17 protein-coding genes are annotated in these 19105 nt (G+C 46.8%); 6 read left to right on the top strand and 11 right to left on the bottom strand.

Annotated features, from left to right (window positions below):
• Positions 1-372: 372 nt before the first annotated feature.
• The gene (locus R2I50_RS08160) at positions 373-1128 is read left to right on the top strand and encodes a zinc ribbon domain-containing protein (protein WP_316608659.1); all 756 of its coding nucleotides are present in this window, start codon (positions 373-375) and stop codon (positions 1126-1128) included.
• Positions 1129-1185: 57 nt separating this feature from the next.
• Entirely contained in the window at positions 1186-2502 is a 1317-nt protein-coding gene (locus tag R2I50_RS08155) for a hypothetical protein (RefSeq protein ID WP_316608658.1), read from the top strand.
• A gap of 42 nt (positions 2503-2544) precedes the next feature.
• On the opposite strand, the gene R2I50_RS08150 is transcribed toward R2I50_RS08155, so the two are convergent.
• Positions 2545-3411, bottom strand: a complete 867-nt coding sequence (locus R2I50_RS08150) for a DUF5640 domain-containing protein (protein WP_316608657.1) — start codon at positions 3409-3411, stop codon at positions 2545-2547.
• Positions 3412-3708: 297 nt separating this feature from the next.
• Between R2I50_RS08150 and R2I50_RS08145 the strand changes: the two genes are divergently transcribed.
• Both R2I50_RS08145 and R2I50_RS08140 read left to right on the top strand, forming a co-directional pair.
• Complete coding sequence (locus R2I50_RS08145; protein WP_316608656.1) at positions 3709-5424, top strand: phospho-sugar mutase; 1716 nt, start codon at positions 3709-3711, stop codon at positions 5422-5424.
• Between the two features lie 140 nt (positions 5425-5564).
• Positions 5565-5807, top strand: a complete 243-nt coding sequence (locus tag R2I50_RS08140; RefSeq protein ID WP_316608655.1) for a hypothetical protein — start codon at positions 5565-5567, stop codon at positions 5805-5807.
• A gap of 54 nt (positions 5808-5861) precedes the next feature.
• On the opposite strand, the gene R2I50_RS08135 is transcribed toward R2I50_RS08140, so the two are convergent.
• From R2I50_RS08135 to R2I50_RS08105, 7 genes are all read right to left on the bottom strand, one after another.
• Positions 5862-6482 (bottom strand): hypothetical protein, encoded by a 621-nt coding sequence (locus R2I50_RS08135; RefSeq protein ID WP_316608654.1) that lies wholly within the window; start codon positions 6480-6482, stop codon positions 5862-5864.
• Positions 6475-7416 (bottom strand): DUF624 domain-containing protein, encoded by a 942-nt coding sequence (locus R2I50_RS08130; protein ID WP_316608653.1) that lies wholly within the window; start codon positions 7414-7416, stop codon positions 6475-6477. The genes R2I50_RS08135 and R2I50_RS08130 overlap by 8 nt, the downstream gene beginning before the upstream one ends.
• 10 nt (positions 7417-7426) lie before the next feature.
• The gene (locus R2I50_RS08125; protein ID WP_316608652.1) at positions 7427-8101 is read right to left on the bottom strand and encodes a stage II sporulation protein M; all 675 of its coding nucleotides are present in this window, start codon (positions 8099-8101) and stop codon (positions 7427-7429) included.
• A gap of 43 nt (positions 8102-8144) precedes the next feature.
• Entirely contained in the window at positions 8145-10346 is a 2202-nt protein-coding gene (locus tag R2I50_RS08120; protein ID WP_316608651.1) for an SH3 domain-containing protein, read from the bottom strand.
• A 64-nt stretch (positions 10347-10410) separates the two neighbouring features.
• Positions 10411-10947 carry a hypothetical protein gene (locus tag R2I50_RS08115; RefSeq protein WP_316608650.1) on the bottom strand — a complete coding sequence of 179 codons (537 nt, stop codon included), beginning with the start codon at positions 10945-10947 and terminating at the stop codon, positions 10411-10413.
• A gap of 1 nt (position 10948) precedes the next feature.
• Entirely contained in the window at positions 10949-11563 is a 615-nt protein-coding gene (locus R2I50_RS08110; protein ID WP_316608649.1) for a DnaJ domain-containing protein, read from the bottom strand.
• Entirely contained in the window at positions 11564-12454 is an 891-nt protein-coding gene (locus tag R2I50_RS08105; protein WP_316608648.1) for a DUF5685 family protein, read from the bottom strand.
• 131 nt (positions 12455-12585) lie between these two features.
• Between R2I50_RS08105 and R2I50_RS08100 the strand changes: the two genes are divergently transcribed.
• Positions 12586-13170 (top strand): HAD-IB family phosphatase, encoded by a 585-nt coding sequence (locus R2I50_RS08100; RefSeq protein ID WP_316608647.1) that lies wholly within the window; start codon positions 12586-12588, stop codon positions 13168-13170.
• Positions 13171-13221: 51 nt separating this feature from the next.
• Here R2I50_RS08100 and R2I50_RS08095 read toward each other — a convergent pair whose 3' ends face one another.
• The 3 genes from R2I50_RS08095 to R2I50_RS08085 form a co-directional block, all read right to left on the bottom strand.
• Complete coding sequence (locus R2I50_RS08095; RefSeq protein ID WP_316608646.1) at positions 13222-14043, bottom strand: hypothetical protein; 822 nt, start codon at positions 14041-14043, stop codon at positions 13222-13224.
• A gap of 78 nt (positions 14044-14121) precedes the next feature.
• Complete coding sequence (locus tag R2I50_RS08090) at positions 14122-16335, bottom strand: UvrD-helicase domain-containing protein (protein WP_316608645.1); 2214 nt, start codon at positions 16333-16335, stop codon at positions 14122-14124.
• A gap of 138 nt (positions 16336-16473) precedes the next feature.
• Positions 16474-18222 carry a hypothetical protein gene (locus R2I50_RS08085; RefSeq protein WP_316608644.1) on the bottom strand — a complete coding sequence of 583 codons (1749 nt, stop codon included), beginning with the start codon at positions 18220-18222 and terminating at the stop codon, positions 16474-16476.
• 384 nt (positions 18223-18606) lie between these two features.
• Between R2I50_RS08085 and R2I50_RS08080 the strand changes: the two genes are divergently transcribed.
• Positions 18607-18963, top strand: a complete 357-nt coding sequence (locus tag R2I50_RS08080; RefSeq protein WP_316608643.1) for a TnpV protein — start codon at positions 18607-18609, stop codon at positions 18961-18963.
• The last annotated feature ends 142 nt before the right edge of the window (positions 18964-19105 follow it).

Below are 19105 nucleotides of genomic sequence, written 5' to 3'. Positions count from 1 at the left end.
GTGGGATTCGAAGGCGACTGTGTCAAGCCGTAAGCGGCAAGCGCACGGCGCAGACAAAAACGCCATGGGATGGCGTTTTTAAGGAGAGCGTAGATAGAGCGTTTGTATTAGCTGGGCGCTCCTAAGACGATATGTCCGATCGACAATAACCCACTTACACCGCTTCCGCCATTACAAAAGCAGGAGATACCATCAGGTGTCTCCTGTTTTTATATACACAAGAATCAGCGGAAGAGGTGGGATTCGAAGGCGACTGTGTTTCATGTTCAAATAAAAGCGTCTTGATAGTTACTAATCTGTCATATCACTTGATTCCTTACTATAGATATGTTATAATTATCTTACTATATACAATATAAGGGGGTACCTTTAATGATTTGTCCTAAATGTGGTGCGCAAGTTGAAGATACCGCGTTGTTCTGTACGAATTGCGGATCTTCTCTTTCAACAGCGGGCTTTGAACAACCGGCACAGGGAGTTCCTCAACCCGAAGCTTACTTTGTTCAGTCCGAACAGCAGGTATCTGGTTCCGATCAGTACAACGGCTCTCAAGCTCAACCTATCAATTATCAGGTTCCCGGTTCACAGCAATATCCTAATCCTCAGCAGCAGCCGAATTACCCCGGGAATAATAACGGCGTTTATCAGCAGCCTCAGAATTATCAACCTAACTATCAGCAGAATTATCAGCAGAATTATCAACAAAATTATCAGCAACCGTATTACAATAATCCTTCTGCCTTGAATAATGAGCCGCCGATGAAGTGGTTCAAGTTTTTGATCTACTTTGCTTTATTTGCCGGCGCTGTGCTGAATCTGATCGGCGCGATCCCGTATTTTATCGGGTCGGCATACGGAGCGGATTCTGCACAGATCTATTCTTACTTCAAAGGATTAAGAACTGTAGATCTCATTTACGGCGTACTTTGCCTCGGTTTAGTGGCTTTAGCTTTGGTCGCAAGGTTTTCGCTGTCAGGCTTTAAGAAGAACGGTCCTACGATGCTTTACATATCGTTTATTTCAATAAGCGTAAGCATTTATTCGTTAACTGATTCTATTTACCGCTTCAGTAAATCTGAGGCGGTTTTTTCTCTTTACTATTGCACCGTTTCCTCTTGTACTGTATAATGATGTCGGAATATGTCGAATGGACGGTGACGGTCGGTGAAGAGGCTTCTGTGTATAATGCTTGTAATGCTGATAATGCTGTTTTCAGCATTAAACCTCGGCGTTGTAGCCGTCTCGAATCGAGAACCTGCAGCTTTCTCGGACAGCAGCGGCGTGTATCTTGTGCGGACAAGCGGTTATCACGCGGATATAATCTGTCACGGTCAGTATAATCTGAATATAGCGCTGGACCTGAATGAACCCATCGACGCGGTAACCGCCGGCTTCGGTAAGGTATTATTCTTCAGTAACGACACACGCAATAACCAGATCGTCGTGAGCGTATATGATATACAATCCGATTATCTGGACAGCTTTTCGATTTATGGATGCAGTCTTTTCTCGGATACGGCGGTTTGTTGCGACAGAGACCGTCTCTACATCAAAAGTCATCAGAATTCACGTGAGGTTAAGATCTTTTCCCTTGAAGGGATTCCTGTGAAAAATCTAATTTTGCCGGATGATATCACCGATATGGCGGCCGGTTATCAAAACGGAATCTACGCCGTAGTCGGCGATGAGTTGTATAAGCTTTCCGGCGGGAACTATAAGTATATCAGCGGATCATCGGTTCTTCCTCCCCTATCTGCAGCCGGCGAAAATGTCCTGGTATCAAAGGTCGGAGAAGCATATGTTTTGAACGGTGATTATATTGATCGGGTCTTGAACGTAAATACAAATATGTCTTCCTGTATGATCGAGGATACTCTTTACATATCGGACGGCGACTCAATCTACGGATACGATTTAAAGAGCGGTAAAACCGTTTCTTACTATATCACAAAATCCGGATGCCAAGCTCTCTGTACGGTTAACGGTAGGATCCTATGCTTGGACGGTGACAGCACCGTCAGCCTTGAACGTTCGGACTTTATCGATTTAGTTACTCCGCGAAGGGATAATTCAAATAACGGAGCATACTCCGATAATCATAATACTGATATTTCCTCCGATTCATACAGCATCGATAACCTGAATTATACAATCTCGAATATCCCAAACGGAACGTCAGTAGCTGCGTTTCGATCTAATATACAATATGATGGCTATTCGCTCTCAATATATCGTGAGGATAGCGAGAAGAGCAGCGGAAATATCGGCACAGCTATGTATGCGGTATTCAGTAAAGGCACAACACGTATTGAATACGAGCTTTCGGTTCGGGGTGACCTGACGGGAGAAGGCAGCGTCAATTCACGTGATTTGAATTTCCTGATGGATTCTTTGATCGGCTCCGCTGACTATAACGGCGTTTATACCCTATCCGCCGATCTCTCCGGCAATAAGGTCGTTGATATCGCGGATGTTGTTTTATTGAAAAAGCTGATATCATAAAAGTATCCCCGTCTTGTACGGCACAAGACGGGGATAATGTTATTATTTAGCTTTGGTTTCTTCCTCGGCTTGTGTTTCCTGAAGCATCAGGAACGGCTGGTCAACGGTAGCGCCGCTGCCTTCACGGGTATAGATCGCGTTCATAAAGGTCAGATTATCACCCTTAACCTCATATTCTGAAGGATAGACCTCGCTCTGTGACCCCTGATAGGTCAAGTTGATTTTACCGGACTCAAGCGTATAAGTCGCGTTGATGGTAACCTGCGGAGATACGATCTTAGCGGAACCGTCGGCATTGAAGGTGATTCGGGTCAGCTCCTGATCGGCGTAGTGGAGCACCCATGTACCGACGAGATCATTATCCGGGGTGAAGTCCTTGGGCAGCTCCAGAGGTTTCTGATCTCTCTTTGACTGATAGAAAGAGAAGGTAAACTCGGAACCGTAGGAGAATTTAATCTCCTGATTACCAAGCAGACGGGAACCGGTGATTTCATAGGTAAAAGGAATACCCGGATAGAAGTAGGTAAATTCACCGTCAAGCGCAATTGTATTAACTGTTTCATCGGAAGTAGCAGCTTCACTCTGCTGATTTTTCGCCTTAGTGAAATTGCCGGTCATCTCAACGCTGCCGAAATAGCCGTTATAGGTACCGTCGCTGTTAAAATTGATATAATAGGTCACATCGTTGATTTCGGTTGCCCAGGTCACGCCCTCCGGCTCGCGGAGCAGAAATCCTGTGTACACCAGGTAACCCAGTAGAGCGGCAAGCACGATGCACAGAGAGATAATCACAGGCGTCTGAAGCGGGAATCGCTTTTTAGCAGGCTTCGTTTCAAGTTCGAGTTCTTCCGGTGTTTCTGTGTTTTGAACTTCATTATCAAAGCTTTCGGTTTCTATATACTCGTTCATATTATACCTCCTATGGTAAGCTTCGTCAGTTTATCGGGAGTTTTCTCCTGACAGCCACTATATCATACTACAACCGCCTGAATAAATCAAGTACTCGGTATGAAATTTGGATGAACAGACAACGGACGGTGGTATTCTGTAGATCATATACAGTAACCTCATAAAAATGTTGAACGAAGAGCAAATAATATTGGATTTTTTTGATAAAATCCTTTTCATGATATTGTCAATCACCTTGATTTATGCTATGATAATGGTGGTTTTTTATATAAAAATATAAATAGAATGGGTGGTTTTATGGATTACAAAGAACTTTATAACGTATGGCTGACTAAGGCGACCGAGGATGCCGCTGTCGCGCAGGAGCTCAAGGATATCAGCGCGGATAACGACGCGATCTATGATCGTTTCTATACGCCGCTGAAGTTCGGTACCGCTGGTCTTAGAGGCGTTCTGGGCGCAGGCACCAACCGCATGAACATCTATGTCGTCCGTCACGCGACACAGGGTATGGCGAATTATATCAAGAAGAAGTACGGTACAGGAGCCGTAGCGATCTCTCATGACTCGCGTATCAATTCCGATCTCTTCAAGATTGAAGCCGCGCGCGTACTCGCCGCGAACGGCATCAAGGCGTATATCTCCGAGGAGCTCGAACCCACTCCCGTACTGAGCTACCTGGTTCGCAACCTCAAGTGCGTTGCCGGTATCATGATCACCGCCAGCCATAATCCCGCGAAGTACAACGGCTACAAAGCTTACGGCGAAGACGGCTGCCAGATGACCGACGTTGCCGCAGGTATGGTATTCGACGAGATCCAGGCACTGGATATGTTCGACGACGTCAAGCTCTGCGACTTCGATGAGGCTGTCAAGAACGGCATGATCGAGTACGTCAAGGACAGCGTCTACGATTCGTATGTCGCGGAAGTCGAGAAGAGACAGGTCAACGAGGGTATCTGTAAGGATGCTGATCTCAGCGTCGTCTACACCCCGCTCAACGGCGCGGGCAACAAGCTCGTCAGACGTGTTCTCGCGGATATCGGCGTAGATAACCTGACCGTCGTTAAGGAGCAGGAGCTTCCCGACGGCAATTTCACCACCTGCCCCTTCCCCAACCCCGAACTGGAGGAAGCGCTGCAAAAGGGTCTGGAGCTGTGCGACAAGACCGGCGCTGAGCTGCTGCTCGCTACCGACCCCGACTCCGACCGCGTCAGCATCGCCGCCAGACGTGCCGACGGTACATACCGTCTTTACACCGGTAACGAGATCGGTGCAATGCTGACTGAGTATATCCTTTCCTGCCGCAAGGCGAAAGGTACGCTGCCGGAGAATCCCATCGTCGTCAAGACGATCGTTACCACCAAGATCATCGAAGCGATCTGCAAGAAGTATGACTGTGAGATGCGCAACTGCCTGACCGGTTTCAAGTACATCGGCGAGATTATTCTTCGCCTGGAAGAAAAAGGTGAAGAAGACCGCTTTGTATTCGGTTTTGAAGAGAGCTGCGGTTACCTCTCCGGCTCCTATGTTCGTGATAAAGACGCTGTTATCGCTTCTATGCTGATTTGTGAGATGGCGTCCTACTACAAGAAGCAGGGCAAATCGCTCGTTGACGTAATCGACGGTATCTATGCCGAGTACGGTCACTATCTCAACACCACCTTAAACTTCTACTTTGAGGGCGCTGAGGGCATGGATAAGATGGCGTCTATCATGAACGGTCTCAGAGAGAACGCTCCCGTCTCCATCGCAGGCTACAAGGTCGTTTCCATCGCGGATTACGACACCAAGGTCTCGACCGATTTGCTGACCGGTAAAACGGAGCCGATCGACCTGCCTAAGTCCAACGTTCTGTCTTATACGCTCGAAGGCGGTCACTGCGCTATTGTCAGACCCTCCGGTACCGAGCCGAAGATCAAGATTTATATTACCGCGATCGGCTCTAACGAAGCTGAAGCACACGAGATTACCGAAAAGATCAGCGAAGATATGAACGGTTATCTGAAATAATCTTTCCAATAATCAGATTATAAGGGTAGTGATTTAGCACAAGCTTAATCATTACCCTTTTTTTGACTTGACAAAGTAGAATATATGTTCTATAATCATCATAAGAAATAAATATTTGTTACAGACAGGAGCGTAAAGGCATGAAAAAGCAGTATGTATCGGTTACGGCAAAATTTGATCCGGATGGAAATGTGATTCCTCTGCGTATCAACTGGGATGACGGCAGAAACTTTGATATAGAGCAGATCACGGATGTTCGCTTTGCCGCATCTGTCAAAACCGGAGGATCTGGAATAAGATACACGGTACGAATTAAAACGCATGAACGGTATTTATTTCTTGAAGAAAATCGCTGGTTTATCGAAAATAACCAAGCAAGCTAATACAAAAAAAGAGGTTGACTTGTGACTGTTGTCAGTTTAAGTCAACCTCTGCGTTTATCCGAAATAGTAATCGTATTTTCCGTCGGAGACGATGATCGATTCAATTACAGCATTATTTGCGTAAATAATCGGGTATTGTTCGATATGACCATCGCCGTAATCAACGTAAATGATATCGTTATAAATAGAATAAATGCCTTTTTTTATTGCATCTGCAGAAGGGTTCAAACAAAGTTCAAGTGTACCGTCGGTATAAGTACTGATCGTACAATCATTATAATATTTTCCCAATACCATCTGCAGCGAGAGCTCCTCGCCGGATTCTGCGTCCAGAACACGCTGTAAAGTATATATATCATTCAGAAAACGCTCGGACTCAGGCAGATTCTCTATCGGTGAGGAAGGTTCAACGAGATGTCCGTCGATCATAACGCCGTCTTTGACGTCATCGAAATTCTCGGATGACGCTTCGGTCACGGGGATGTCGGCTTCTGTAACCGTATCGTTATCATCAACGATTTCCTCTTCCGTTGCTTCCGTAGACGGATAGGTCGCCGCGGCAGTGGCTGTGACAGGCTTCCCGGCTTGTCCCGGATTATTGGTTGCGAAAGCAACGCCGGTCGAAGCGGCGATCAGAACAGCAAGTCCTACGATAATCAACGCCTTCCTACTCATGCTTCTCCCCCGCTTTGTTCTGCTGCTTATCCCTCAGGATATGCAGCAGCGTACTCTGTTTGACCATTCTGCCGTTATGGAAGATATAATCGTCAGTATCACTCAGCGAATCGATATCGATATCGGAAAAATCATCTTCCATATCTTTATTGTGATGTACGGCAGATTCTTTTTCTTCATCAGACGCAGCTTCAGGCTTGCTTTTGCTGTCTATCATCGAAGCCATTCCGTCATAGATAAAGAATATATACATAAATGCAGTGGTTGCGGGAAGAATAAACACCCACAACACCGCCAGAATAATCAACAGTACCGTAACTGTACCGGAGAAAGCAGTAATAGTCAAACAGATTGCCGCGACAACAGCGAGCGCGATCGTAGCGAAAAGATTGTTCTTTAATTCGCCGAACGCCATTAAAAAGCTGTTTTTGTAAACATATTTAAGCGGAATGTCGTAGGTGATATTCATGAGCGGAACATAGAACGCAATATACAGCAGAAAAAGCGTAATAAGAATACTGAAAAAGAGCAGTACATAGAAGAACCAGCCTTGAGACAGCATCGAGCCATACAGTGAGATCGAGAAGAAACTAAACAGTGACGCAATATAAACAATCAAGCCATGAAGCAGAAAGGGTAAGAAATTATTCTTGACCGCCGTTACAAACGTTGTATAGGTCGGGACATCCTTATCTCCCCGTGCAATATTTCGGCAGACCGCCACTACACCGGCATAGAACGGGAACAGCGGAATAATCGATATCATCAAAAACGGAATGATGATATCTTTGAAAATAAGACTGCTCAGCAGATAGAAAACAACGAACAATACAGCCGAAGGAACTGCAAACAGCAAATTCGTTAATAATACTCTGTGAAAATTACTGAAAAAGCGATCCAGTAATATTTCAAATTTCATTTTCTTTCTTTCCATAATTTCCTCATCAAAATTGAAATTTATCCGCAAACAGCATCCACAGCACCATATCGACGATCGAACAGGTGATAACAGACAGCAGCGTCAATAATGACTTTTTTAAAAACACTTTCAAATGCGAACGCAGCTCGGGCTCTCGATCATTACCCATCAACGAAAGAACCGCAAACCGGCGAGATAATCGAAAGCAGTAAGCAGTATAATAAACCAACGTCAAAAGGAACAGCAGTGTTCCCGGCAGAATAACCAAGATATAAAAGCCTGCTCCGGACATGTGATACAGAGAAAAGACAAACGCGGAGGATAATCCGGCGGTAAAGCCGAAGCCGGTACAGATCATCGGTACGGCGACGAACCCCCAACAGGACAACGCGCACAAAAAAGCTGTAAATCCAAATAAAAAGTAGGATACAAAACAGGACAGAAATATCTGAGGGAGAGTCATCTGTATTCTGGCGCTGATATTTGTAACAAAAAGCAGATCAAGCCGTTCATAGGTCGTCCGGCTGACGCCTTGTGCAAATGTCACTCCGATCACCAAGCCGAACAGAAACAGCAGACACAGGACCGCCTGCAGGCCATGACGTTTAATAAAAACCTTGGCTCGCGCTAACAGTCGTCTAAGATCAGGAAGCTTAGCAGTCTGTTTACTGTTTCTTAACGTCAATACAAAGCCCTTCATAACATCACCTATCGAATATTATGCAGGGCTTGTATGGATTATACTAGGTATGATACGAAGGATTCTTGGTACAGGTAAACTTGATCGGATACTTGTAGGTTCCGTAGCAAGGCTCATAGTCGCCGTAGAAGAACATCTCTGTTTCATCAACACGGCGGTACAAGAGTCCCCATACGCAGCTGCCCGCATGATGGTACATGCAAAGCTTATCAATAAAACCTTGCTTATGGATATAGTTAAAATCAAGATTACCGCCGACGGAGCGTGAAGAGATATATTCAGAGCTGACATATCCTTTGGTGCCGTCGTTGAGCTGCACCTGATACCAATCCGTATTGCTTGTAGACAGGATCTTCAATTCGGTATTATAATCGAGCTCTTTGATGATATCATAATTTGTCCCGGGTCCCTTACGGATACGAACGCCGGTGCCGTTGATATAATAATAGGTACCTATCGAGCCCGTTCCATCAGAACAATCCATAAGCGCAGCGATCAACTCATCATCGGAGTATAACGGTCCTGCGCCGGTATTGTAGACAAAGCATACCAACGCATCAAACTGCTGTTGATTGAATTTGATTCTCTTATCAAGCAAGAAGTTGTTAACGTTCGAAGCATAGCCTTCATTATTGACTGAATGAATCAGATAAGCAAATGCTTCTGCTTTCGTCAATTTATTATAGAACTGCTCTCCGGTAAAGACGACGCGACCGTAACCCACAGTGGGATCTCCGGTAAAGTAATCGTCATATGCCTGATCGGAGAAGCCCTCAAAGGTGGAAATCAGCTGAATCACTTCATCGGAGGCTCTTCTGCGCGCACAGATCGTTGTCATCTTATCGGTCGTGTCGGTAACGAAAGCGGTCGTTTCACCGTCTTCACATGTGTGCCATGAAGTTCCGTTGTTGAACTGAGAATAGGCCTTGATATTATATGTACCTGCCTGAGAAAAGCTTGTCGTTCCCTTCCAGATGAAGGTATCGGCGTCGGCAGTCTTAGAAGTCGCGTCAACATATTGCGTGCCTGAGTTCGTCTCAACCGCAAAGCGAACAGCGGTTCGCATCGTATCGGTAATACAAACGAGCGTAACCTTCTGATTTTTCGACGCGCAGTTTGGCGAGCTGTAGGCAAAACGAACCGGACAGGACGGATTGACCGTTATGATACAGGTTGCTGTTCCCGTAGAGGTGGATGCGGTGATTACCGCAGTACCCGCCTTAACGCCTCTGATAAACGCTTTGTCGGTAGTACCGATCAGATCAACAGCGGCGACGGAGGGATCAGAGCTGCTCCACTTTACACCGGATGTACTGCTTTTGATCAGAAGGGATTTAAAACGGTAAACAGAAGCGGTCTTATGGGAGAGATTGACGCTGCCGCCTGTTTTTACGGTGATCTGACAGGCAGCAGATTTAGACGTTGTGCGCGCGGTGATGGTAGCCGTACCGTTGCTCAATGCCGTTACGATTCCGCGGCTGTCAACGGTTGCAACAGAAGTATTAGAGCTTGAAAAGCTGACGGATGTGTTGGAGGTAGCGACAACGTGGTAATAACTCCCTTTATAGACAGTTGCAGAGCTCGCATTAATGGACAGTGTTTCATTGATAACGGGAGCAGTCGTAGGCTTCTGTGTAGGGGCTTGTGTAGGCGGGACTGTCGGCGGCTGAGTGGGCTTCTCTGTTGCGTTTTCAGTCGGCTTCTGAGTAGGAGCCTGCGTAGGAATTACGGTTGGTGCTTCAGGAGGTTCCTCCGTCGGAGGGATCGTTTCAGGTTCTGTAGGAATAACCTTATTGCTAACGGTCACTTGACAACTGACATTTTCATGCGTGACGGGATCATAAGCAAATACAATAGCAGAACCTTCTCTGACGCCTGTGATTAATCCTGTATCGGTTACATATACAGAAGAAGCGGAAGAAGTAAACTGTATGCGGCTGTTGACGCTGCGCGAATAACCGTCCAGGATAGTCAATCGATGTTTACCGTTGATATTCAAACTTAGTTTATCCACATCAGGCATCAGTGTGCGCACGCTTTTGTTCAGCGAAAAGCCTTCAATTTCGGGCAGTGAGTCAAACGAAACATCGCGATAGACAGCACCGCTCTTAGCGAGCTCCGCATCTTCCCTATTGATTTCATCCATTGTAGCGGCGGGAACAGTAGTAATGAGAGCGGATATCAAAATAACTGCTGCCATCAAAACAGACGCAGAAATCGTCAATATTCTACTCAGCTTTTTCATTTTGACACCGCCTTTCTCTATATGTAATAATTCTACTATTTTCTCACGTAATATGCAACGTCAGTTACAGCTTTGTATTCTTATTTAACCGATTATGCCATTTTATGAGGTAAAGGGTTACAAGTCTTGTAATACATAGATCGTAAACAACAAAGAACAGGTTACCTAAGATCAGGAATACCCACGGCAGATAGACGCCAAACAGGACGAAGCTCTCCTTCGGGACGGATAACAGCAGCAGTCCGATATAGAACGCCGCGATCATACAGGCGTTGAACAAGCATAGCTTCAGCGCATACTGGATCGCCTTGGAGCGTATCCGCTCGATCACGCCCTTCAGGATCGGATAATACCCGAGGAAGATCGTATAATAGAGCGCCGCCTCTTTGTCGGTCAAGAGGACAAAGGATAATACAGCCGTAATGCCGAACACAGCGACAGCATAACCATAGCCGAGATTAAAAACAAGAAGTATCAAAAGAATACCCGCCATCGCGGGGAATGCATAAGTCCCGAAGGGGATCAGTGATGTCAGAAACATCAAAACAAGACTCAGGGCGGCAACTACGCCGCCCATGGAAACTTTAACGGATTTTTTCATATCAGCAGGAACGACCTCCGCAGCAGCTGCACAGGCAGTCCGCGCACATCAGACCGGTGCAGATATCGCAGGCGGAACAGCCCATCATATCGCCTGTATTATAACCGGGATTGGTATATGAGCGGCGATTGTTCATATTATTGAAAGCTGCCCGGATTTCAGGATTAGATGGATCCATTTGGTACGCACGCTGAAAATATTGATACGCCTGATCGCTCCAGCCCTTACGGGAGAACACCATACCCATCAGGAAATACCACTCGGCGTTGCGATTCATCTCGGGAACGCCGTTGAGCAGCTCCATCGCGTCATCGAGCCGACCGTTCATGATATACTGACGGACGTCGGGATAAGCGGTACGGGTATAAGTACCCGTATTATAGTTATAGCCCGCGTTCTGATATGAATAAGAGGACGAAGATCCGTTCTTTCGCATATCGCATATTGTATCGTACGCCTCGTTTATCTCCTTCATCTTCTCCTCGGCAACATCAGCCAGCGGGCTGTCATGATAGTTGTCGGGATGATACTTCTTCGCGAGATTCCGGTAAGCGGTCTTGATCTCTTCGTCGGTAGCGCTCTCGGTCACACCGAGAACCTCATAAGGATTCTTCATTTAACGCTCCTTATCGTTATCCCGATAACGGGATAGAATGTTATTCTGAATCTTTACGCATGAAACGCACAGCACGTTCATAAAGATGGGATCGAATCGGCCCTTTTCGAGCAAACCGTAGGACAACAGCGCTTCACTGAGCGCGGTGTTCAACGTTTGCTCCATATAATCGGTAAGAGTTTCCTTTGATAGTTCATTCAGCAAGAACGGATTGAAGCCATGACGCCTTATATCCTTCTCGTAATCGTCGGCAGCGTCGATCAGATAGATCCATCTGCCGAGATAATAGCCCATGGTGCCGATGATCCGCTTTGTCATCGCAGGTTCAAGGTTAATCCTCAGTGGGATCAAATCGGGCAGCAGCTCGCACGCTTCCTTCAACATCAGCGCCGTCGGCTCGGCAGCTTGATCCAATACACAGTTCTCGTCCTTCTCAGCCGCAAACTGCCGCTCCAGCATATTTTCGACAGAAGCATCCATCATCGGATAGCGTTTAGCCGCTTTCTTCCTCCATCGAGAGAAGAACGGCTGTATCAGACGATAAACGATCCGCTTGTACCACGGCGAATCGGCAAGGTTATCAAGCAATTTATAGTAAGCGGAGATGACCGAGAGAGCCGCCGCCAATTGCAGCGCCTTAGTTTCAGTCTCGGCATAACTGCATTTTTTCAGCGGATTGAAGCGGCATCTCCCCTGCTTATAGCACGGAGGCTTATCGGCGAGATCCAGCGCCAAAAGAGCATAAAAGGTGCAGTCATAGCTTAAGATGAATCGGGCAAAAAGCGAATAATCCTTACCGAGCTGCTTACACAGAGCGCAGTAAACGCCCTTGTAGGCTTCATACTCTTTGCCGAGCAGATTAGCCTGATCGACCTTTACATATCCAAACAAAGCCCAATCCTCCTTATATTTTTATTATTCTACCACAAAGCTCATCCCTATGCATTAACAAAGTATGAATTTTAGGTTGTATTTATCGTCGGTAAGCGGTATAATGAAGAAGCTGTAAGGAGAATCAGTATATGAACGTATATGATTTTGATAAGACGATCTACCGGAGCGATTCAACCAGGGATTTCATCTTCTGGTGCTTTCGTCATCATCCGAAAACGATCCTCTATATCCCGCGGATCGGACTCGCTTCGCTGAAATATTACCTTTTCCATATCGGTACCAAAACACAGTTCAAGGAACGCATGTACACCTTCCTCAAAGCCTGCGATACCGAGCGGGATGTGGAGCGCTTCTGGAGCGAGAAGCTCGGCGAGATCAAAGCATTTTACAAGAAACAGCACCGCGATGATGATGTGATCATTTCCGCTTCTCCCGAGTTTCTCTTGAAGCCGCTGGAAGAGAAGCTGCATATCTCCGTGATCGCGTCAAAGGTCGACGCTCACACCGGAAAGTATGACGGCGAGAATTGCTACCACGCGGAGAAGGTCAGGCGTTTTCATGAAAAGTATCCCGATGGAAAGATCGAAGAGTTCTACTCAGACAGCTATTCGGACGCGCCCTTGGCTGAATTATCCGAGAAAGCCTATATCGTAAAGGGCGACGAGCTGATCGACTGGGATCACAGCCATCAAAAGAAAAATCTGCGTACATAAACCGATCCCCCGGGCATAAAGCTCGGGGGATCATGTTATGTGTCAATTGAATCAGCTTTCATCATCACAGCCGCAGCCGCAGCCGGAATTGTCGCCGTTACCGTCGGTCACATTGGGCGGGAAGAACTCGTCGGTCGGGAAATCGAGCCTCGAGAACATCTCGCACGGACTGTCGGTAGAGCCTTCACAGCGCTTCTCAGGCACACAGAAATCGTATGACGGGATGAGCATCTGGACGTTACGAAGCAGCTGGACGATCGAGAATACGCCGAGAGTCGCCAGCACGACCCTCTCGCCTCGCTCGCTGATGTTGCCGCCGATAACGCAGAGCATCGAGTTCGGCACCTTATGACACAGCTTATAGCAGCTCTGTCTGTCCTTCATCGTGACCGCCAGCGCAATGGGCTTTGCGACCTGTACGTTCGCGGTCGGCAGACTGCGTACGGGCGCGTTCTGCGTGTCATATTCATCGACGGTCAGATCGGATGAGAACACGCGTACGTTGCCCTCGGAGCCGTACAGGATGACCTTCTTATCCGACATACACAGTCCCCTGACCGTTTCGGGAGCGGTGTTGGGAGAAGAAAAGACGTCCAGAGTAACCTCAAAGAAGAAAGTCATGTCGATGGAATAAAAGCCGCGGTTAAAAGGTACCGGCTCGATATCGAGCATGGTATTCAGCACGTCGGCGCTGCGGATACGGACGTTGACGGCATTATCGATCAGCGCCTGTGAAGCGTCACTGACGAATACCGGCAGATCGGACAGACAATCCTTATCGCCGCAGCTGTCATAAACGCGGCGGGCGTCGATACAAACGGGTTCGCCGTAGGGTCGTCTTTCGGCAGCCGTTTCATTCATAGTATCAGGCATAAGTAAAAACCTCCGAAATGTATTTGATGTTCAGAAACCATCACTACATTATACGGAGGTTTATCCTTTTGGTGCAATTTATTTGATAATTTCCATCTTGGCAAAGTTCGCCATCAGAGTCTTGGTGCCTACCTTGTCGAAGGCGATCTCGAGCATGGTATCATTTCCCATCGGAGTGGCGTTGAGCACCATGCCGGTACCGAAAACCTTATGGAATACAGTATTGCCGACGGCGTACTTGTTGGTGGTCGGAGCGGTTGCGGGTCGTTTCTTCGCGAAGGGATCGAATCGCTGCTGAGACTGCGACTGATACTCTACCTTATGAGCTGCAAAAGTGTTCTCGTTGCCGGTCTTTTCCAGAAGCGAAGAGGGTATCTCGTTGACAAAGCGCGATTCACGGTTATGCGTCGTCGAACCGAAAAGCATGCGTTCACGGGTCTTGATCAGATAGAGCTTCTCCTTCGCGCGGGTGATGCCGACATACGCCAACCGGCGCTCCTCATTAAGCTCGCCGGGCTCCATGATCGTCTGCATAGACGGAAAAACGCCGTCCTCCATACCGGGAATGAATACCACGGGGAACTCCAGACCCTTCGCGGAATGAAGCGTCATCATGACGACGCTGTCGGTCTCGGCGTCATAGTTGTCGATATCCGTCATCAGCGAGATCTCCTCGAGGAATGCCTCCAGCGTGGCGTCGTCGCCGTAATCCTCCTGGAATTTGATGATATTGGAGGACAACTCGTCGATATTCTCGATGCGCTGTTCGTAGTCATCCTTCTCGGCGATCAGATAATTTTTGTAATCGGTATGTTCCAGAATCAGGTTGTATAATTCCGCAATAGAATAATCCCCTGACTGAGCCGCCTCGACCAAGCCCTCGATCAACTTCGCAAAGGCTTCGAGCTTCGACGCCGCGCGGGATAAGGTCGGATAATCGGAGGCGTGGCGGATCACGCTGAACGCGCTCTCCCCTATCCCGGCTCCGATCTCGGTGACCTTCGTCATCGTTGCTTCACCGATCGCGCGCTTGGGCTTGTTGATGATACGGCGCAGGCGAATATCATCGTGCGGATTGTTGATAACTTGCAGATAAGCGGTCATATCCTTGATCTCTTCGCGGTCATAGAAGCGGTGACCGCCGATCACACGATGCGGAATACCCGAGCGGGACAAAGCCTGCTCGATCGCGTTACTCTGAGCATTCATACGGTATAAGACAGCGTAGTCGGAGAAGCTTCTCCCCGCCGCAACGCCGTCGAGGATCGTGCGTGCGATAAAACCCGCTTCATCACGCTCGCTCAGGGCGGTATGGAGCGTGATCCGCTCGCCCTTCGGATTCTCCGTCCAGAGGGTCTTTCCCTTACGCTCCTCATTATGCTTGATGACGTTATTCGCCGCGTCAAGGATGGTACCGGTACTGCGGTAATTCTGCTCCAAACGGATGACGACGGCGCCCTTGAACTCGTTCTCAAAGCTCAGGATATTCTCGATCGTGGCGCCGCGGAAGCGGTAGATGCTCTGGTCGTCATCACCGACAACGCAGAGATTGTTACGCTTTCGGGAAAGCAGACTGATCAGCCGGTACTGGCTCTTGTTGGTATCCTGATACTCGTCGACCATGACATATTTGAAGCGATTCTGATAGTACTCGAGGACGTCCTCATTCTGCTCGAACAAACGGATGGTGTAACAGATCAGATCGTCAAAATCCATCGCGTCGGAGGTCAGCAAGCGCTGCTGATACAGCTCATAAGCGTCGGCGATATACTTCAGCCTGCTGTCGTAGTTCGAAAGGCTCTTGACGTCCTTCGGCTCTTTCATTTTATCTTTGTATTTCGATATTTCATTCAGAACCGTTTTATGAGACAGAAACTTTTCGTCTATATTCAGCTGTTTTAAAATCTCTTTCATCAAACGGCGGGAATCGTCGGTATCATAGATAGTGAAATGACTCGTAAAGCCGAGCCGATCGCCATAGCGGCGCAGGATACGCGCACAGGTAGAGTGGAAGGTCGCCGCCCATACCTCATCGGCGCCCTCTCCGCCGACGGCTTCGATACGCTCCTTGAGCTCAGCCGCAGCCTTATTGGTAAAAGTGATCGCGAGGATCTGCCACGGCATGGCAAGTCCCGCCTTGATGATATACGCGATGCGGTTGACGAGAACCGTCGTCTTACCCGAGCCCGCACCCGCTAAGATCAGGACAGGACCCTCGGTCTGGAAGATCGCCTTCTGCTGCATACTATTCAGATTGCTGAATTGTGCCTTGATTTCATCTATATAGCTCATACACATACCTCTGATTCAAATTCGCCTCATATTCTAACATAATTCACATCGTCTATAATTCTAATTAGAAAGATAATCCTTTCAATCTTGTAATCAGGGCAAAGATAAAGGCTGCCGCTCAGCGACAGCCCCATGCTGTTAGATTTCTTTGTGCAGCGTCTTATTTCCAATTGAATACGGAATTTCAAAACCCGCCAGACGGCGCATGATCCAGACCGCATCCGTGCTGTCAAGTCCGTCGTCATCTATATCTCCGCGTTCATCAGCTTTGATATCTTCGCCGATCATGTCAGCGAGACGATGCTGGATGAGAGTTGCGTCAATGATCTCTACCTTTTTGCTGTTATCAAAGTCGCCCTTGATGTAGCTGTCTCGAATCTGAAATGCGATCGAACGAGAGTTGTTATAGAAATAAGCTTCATTAGTGCTGTGCTGAGGATTCACGGTAAATGTCAGCGTATAATCACCCGCCGGAATGTTTTTGACAGAAGTAAAACTAAGATCGGTCGAATTGATATAATTTAACCCGGTAAGAAAAGGAATCGAAATACTGTCGGTATCGTTGTACAGCAACTTTCCGGTTGAGGATATGATTTTTCTGTTTGTTTTGATTGTGTTTCTCCAAGCGGTATCCGCCGCGCTTGAGACAGCATAGCCGAAGTAAATGTCCTTTCCGCTTTCAAAGAGCGTATTCACACTTTGATTATTCGCTTTATCACTCAGGTACATTTCTCCTATGATTAAGTCGGGATACCGTGTTTTATTTCGGCCGACGGATCTATCGGTTTCACGGGGTACGTCTTTACTATAAGGCATTAAGTATTCATAGTCATCAAAAATCGCAACGATACCGTTTGCATAATCAAATGAAAACGAATTCCGTTGATTTACATACATTGGATAATATTCAAGTATTTTATCCGGTTTACGGCGATCGCGCTCATTGATCATATCTGAATCGGAATCGGCAATCAAAACGCCTTGATAACGATCGGGATCATCAACCGATAAGGATGTGTCGATCATCAACCCCCATAGAGTAATCGCGTGGGAGCCGACGATCTGATTATCTATCACAAGATTGATTCCGGGACTGATACCGTAATTCTGCTTAAGCAGATCATAGATATCGTTCCAATGCGACACGCCGCGGATATAGTTGTAGCCGCTGACCATATCGTATGCATAATCGTTGAGATATCCTCCGGAAAAAGGATAATCTCTTATTTTTGCTGTGGCGTAATTAAAGAGGTTCCTTTGCAGCGCCGCTCCGTTAAAGAACCACGCCATCGCGTTTTCCTGGTGAGAACCGTTATCGGAGAAGGAAGAAGCAAACAGATCGAAAAGTTCATCCTCATCGGAAAAGCCTGCCTGAGCGCCCCAACCGGTATAGTGAAGAATGTTTGAAGCGGCAGCTGCCCAGCAGAGATTTTCATCTCCATCCGATTGTGCGGTTTTCTCAGTATCGATAAAACTCAGGTCGGTTATTTTGAAGGGGAGCCCTGCTGTATAATTCTCAATAATTCGATGTTGAATCTCTTCAACATTTTCTGTCTTTAATCCGGTCAGAAGTACCTGAGAGGTCGAATCGGGGATCATAAACTCGGCCTGATAAAAGGTCGGAGCAACAGCGCCGGTTTGGGCGATCTCATGGCTGCTTGTTTCTACACTAAGCACATGCTGACGATCAATAAACAGCTCATAGCCCTGAATATTTTCGTTATCGGTTATCGCCTCAGAGTTTTGTATCGTTTGATTACCCTCGATATCGGATACAACTGCGCATATACCGAGCGGTATCGCACCGATCTCAGCGGCAGAAACACCGGTTATACAGAGTGTAATAAGAATTATCACAATCAAAAACGACGAAATGATTTTCTTCATAATCAATTGCCTCTCAGTTACAAATAATAAAACGGACACTCAATAGAGCGTCCGTTTTATATTGGTGCGAGTGTTCATAACGGACTTATGAAAAATTAAGGTTTTATCGGCAGTTACACACATTTCTCGCTCGCACATTTGTGATTTATTCAATTTCTTCCTATAATGTGAATGTAAATTTAAGTCAAGGAGGAATCGACAATGAAAAATCCAAAGTATCACATTTACTTAACGCACGATGAGCGGAGAACGGTTATCAACAGCCTGATTGATTTGAGGAATGACCTTATTTCACGGGGCAAGTGCACCGATCTCGTTGACGAGCTGTTAATCAAGCTCACGAAAGCCAAAGTCAAACAAATCAAGATTAAGGAGGTCTGAATTATGGCGACAAAGATTACATACACACAACAGGGAGATTATTTGCTGCCCGATTTGAAATTGCCCGAACAACCGAAGGTTGAAATAGGGATTTGGGGCAAGCGGCATTTAAGGTATCTCAAAAATCACCATCCAATTATTTATACCAACCTACTGACAAGCTGTAAGCTCAGCGCCTATCTTGCCGATATTGATGAACAGGCAGAGGATATGTTTTCTCAGTTGGTTAAGCAATTAGCCGAAAAGGAGGATGTAACTGAAAAGCTTAAAGCTGAAAATCAAATGCTGTGGGTACGGAAAATGAATAACATACGCAATCTGGCAGAAGAAATAGTGGATCAAGATATCATCTATAACTAAAAATGAGCAGGCTTTCAAAAATGAGAGCCTGCTAAAATAATTTGTTTTAGAGACCATCCCAAATATTGTGTAAACCTCCGATATGGTGTAGAATAGAAGCACCATATTGGAGGTTTTAAATTATGAGCAGAAGAAAACGCAG

The organism is uncultured Ruminococcus sp. (genome assembly GCA_902785355.1).
Classification (GTDB): Bacteria; Bacillota; Clostridia; order Oscillospirales; family Acutalibacteraceae; genus Ruminococcoides.
The sequence above is the reverse complement of the archived record's forward strand: the minus strand, read 5'-3'. Positions and strand labels throughout refer to the sequence as shown.

What these genes read in the sequence shown, in the direction of transcription:
- R2I50_RS08145 (WP_316608656.1), top strand. Translation starts at nt 3,709, where the DNA reads ATGGATTACAAAGAACTTTATAACGTATGGCTGACTAAGGCGACCGAG.
- R2I50_RS08160 (WP_316608659.1), top strand. Translation starts at nt 373, where the DNA reads ATGATTTGTCCTAAATGTGGTGCGCAAGTTGAAGATACCGCGTTGTTC.
- R2I50_RS08085 (WP_316608644.1), bottom strand. Translation starts at nt 18,222, where the DNA reads ATGAAGAAAATCATTTCGTCGTTTTTGATTGTGATAATTCTTATTACA.
- R2I50_RS08140 (WP_316608655.1), top strand. Translation starts at nt 5,565, where the DNA reads ATGAAAAAGCAGTATGTATCGGTTACGGCAAAATTTGATCCGGATGGA.
- R2I50_RS08100 (WP_316608647.1), top strand. Translation starts at nt 12,586, where the DNA reads ATGAACGTATATGATTTTGATAAGACGATCTACCGGAGCGATTCAACC.
- R2I50_RS08130 (WP_316608653.1), bottom strand. Translation starts at nt 7,416, where the DNA reads ATGGAAAGAAAGAAAATGAAATTTGAAATATTACTGGATCGCTTTTTC.
- R2I50_RS08115 (WP_316608650.1), bottom strand. Translation starts at nt 10,947, where the DNA reads ATGAAAAAATCCGTTAAAGTTTCCATGGGCGGCGTAGTTGCCGCCCTG.
- R2I50_RS08095 (WP_316608646.1), bottom strand. Translation starts at nt 14,043, where the DNA reads ATGCCTGATACTATGAATGAAACGGCTGCCGAAAGACGACCCTACGGC.
- R2I50_RS08120 (WP_316608651.1), bottom strand. Translation starts at nt 10,346, where the DNA reads ATGAAAAAGCTGAGTAGAATATTGACGATTTCTGCGTCTGTTTTGATG.
- R2I50_RS08090 (WP_316608645.1), bottom strand. Translation starts at nt 16,335, where the DNA reads ATGAGCTATATAGATGAAATCAAGGCACAATTCAGCAATCTGAATAGT.
- R2I50_RS08110 (WP_316608649.1), bottom strand. Translation starts at nt 11,563, where the DNA reads ATGAAGAATCCTTATGAGGTTCTCGGTGTGACCGAGAGCGCTACCGAC.
- R2I50_RS08155 (WP_316608658.1), top strand. Translation starts at nt 1,186, where the DNA reads ATGCTTGTAATGCTGATAATGCTGTTTTCAGCATTAAACCTCGGCGTT.
- R2I50_RS08080 (WP_316608643.1), top strand. Translation starts at nt 18,607, where the DNA reads ATGGCGACAAAGATTACATACACACAACAGGGAGATTATTTGCTGCCC.
- R2I50_RS08135 (WP_316608654.1), bottom strand. Translation starts at nt 6,482, where the DNA reads ATGAGTAGGAAGGCGTTGATTATCGTAGGACTTGCTGTTCTGATCGCC.
- R2I50_RS08125 (WP_316608652.1), bottom strand. Translation starts at nt 8,101, where the DNA reads ATGAAGGGCTTTGTATTGACGTTAAGAAACAGTAAACAGACTGCTAAG.
- R2I50_RS08150 (WP_316608657.1), bottom strand. Translation starts at nt 3,411, where the DNA reads ATGAACGAGTATATAGAAACCGAAAGCTTTGATAATGAAGTTCAAAAC.